1 protein-coding gene and 1 pseudogene are annotated in these 1497 nt (G+C 32.1%); both read left to right on the forward strand.

Annotated elements, in window-relative coordinates:
* Nucleotides 1–68 precede the first annotated feature (68 nt).
* Entirely contained in the window at nucleotides 69–914 is an 846-nt protein-coding gene (locus tag B2671_RS11880; RefSeq protein ID WP_346870616.1) for a nucleotidyltransferase family protein, read from the forward strand.
* Nucleotides 904–1497 (forward strand): annotated as a pseudogene (locus B2671_RS11885) (mucin desulfatase); the annotation flags it as partial. The gene B2671_RS11880 and the pseudogene B2671_RS11885, both read left to right, overlap by 11 nt.

A 1497-nucleotide genomic window follows, 5' to 3' on the forward strand; every position in this document is an offset into this window, starting at 1 on the left:
GTAATTAAGTAATTAAGTAATGTATTAAATCTAGATGAATATAAAGAAAGTGAAGTATAGGTGGAAATATGAATGAAACAACATTAGTAGTAATGGCAGCTGGTATGGGAAGTCGTTTTGGTAGTCTTAAACAGCTGGAGCCTGTGGGTCCAAATGGGGAAATAATACTTGATTTTTCTATATATGATGCAGTAAAAGCAGGATTTTCAAAAGTGGTTTTTATTATAAAAAAAGAAATGGAAGAGGATTTTCGAAATGTTATCGGCAAAAGAATTGAAAAGATAATAGATGTTGATTATGCTTTTCAGACACTAGACAAAATTCCTAAGGGGTGTTTTATTCCTGACAATAGATCTAAGCCATGGGGAACAGGGCATGCTGTGATTTGTGCTAAAAGTGCAGTTACCACTCCCTTTATGGTAATAAACGCAGATGATTATTACGGTAGCCATTCCTACAAAATAGTTGGGGATTATTTATCCCAAAATAAAGGTATGTGCATGGCTGGGTTTAGACTAAAAAATACACTAACTGAAAATGGCATGGTAAGCAGAGGATTATGCGAAATAGAAAAAGGATATTTAAAAAGTGTGGTTGAGCATACAGCTATTGATAAAAATAGTGGAATACCTCTTAATTCTATGGTATCTATGAACATGTGGGGATTTGACACTGATATATTTCATGTGCTTGAAGAGGACTTTACTGTATTTTTAAATGATTTAAAAAATCCATTAAAGGATGAATTTTATCTTCCTTCAGTAGTTGATAATATGATTAAAACACAAAGTGCAAAGGTGAAAGTCCTTGAGACATTAGATAAGTGGTATGGAGTTACATACAAAGAAGACTTACTTACAGTTAAAAATGCTATAAACCAAATGATTAGAGAGGGATTGTACCATGGAATATAAACTGCATCAGGTTTTAAAACAGTTTAATATTAACACTGAAATGAGCTCTTATGGTGACGGATATATAAATGATACATATATTGCAAAACCATATATATTGCAAAGAATCAATAGTAATGTGTTTAAAAATCCTGAGGATTTAATGGAGAACATTGTAGCTATAACAGAGCATCTGAAAAAGAAAATCCTTCTTAGTGGAGGAAATCCTGACAGGGAAACACTAACAATAATAAAAACTAAGGATGGTGAAAAATACTATAAAACCGATGAAAATGATTATTTCAGGGTATATAAGTTTATAGATAATGCAGTGACCTACGATAAGGTTGAAGATCCTATGCAATTTTATTATGGCGCCAAGGCCTTTGGTAAGTTTCAAAATATGTTGTCTGATTTTCCAGTTGATAAATTATATGATACAATACCTAATTTTCATAATACAGCCACCAGGTTTGAGGATCTGTTAAAAGCAATTGAAAATAATAAATGTGGCAGATTAGAAGAAGTGGGAAAAGAAATTGAATTTGTAAAAAAACGCAGAAGAGATGTGAGCATCATATTAGATGCAATGAAAGATGGAAGC

Source organism: Clostridium sp. UBA5119 (assembly GCF_002414285.1).
Classification (GTDB): Bacteria; Bacillota; Clostridia; order Clostridiales; family Clostridiaceae; genus Clostridium_J; species Clostridium_J sulfidigenes.